The organism is Ignatzschineria sp. PL_is040, assembly GCF_055813795.1.
In genome coordinates this window covers 1-230 of sequence record NZ_JBVPGU010000060.1, presented here as the reverse complement: position 1 = coordinate 230, position 230 = coordinate 1, and the positions used below count along the sequence as shown (strand labels likewise).

At 40.4% G+C, this 230-nt stretch carries 1 pseudogene; it reads left to right on the top strand.

Features of this window, described 5'->3' with window-relative positions:
• Nucleotides 1-94 (top strand): annotated as a pseudogene (locus AC0SAP_RS10425) (IS5/IS1182 family transposase); the annotation flags it as partial.
• Nucleotides 95-230 lie beyond the last annotated feature (136 nt).

Below are 230 nucleotides of genomic sequence, written 5' to 3'. Positions count from 1 at the left end.
CTTTAGAGGTCTGGCCACTCGTTACGATAAATTGAAAAATAGTTATATAAGTAATGTGGCTTTAGCATGTGCTTATATTTGGTTAAAATTATGAATGTGCAACAGACCCTAACATCAGAGGGCACTGTTGCAAATAGTCGGTGGTGATAAACTTATCATCCCCTTTTGCTGATGGAGCTGCACATGAACCCATTCAAAGGCCGGCATTTTCAGCGTGACATCATTCTGTG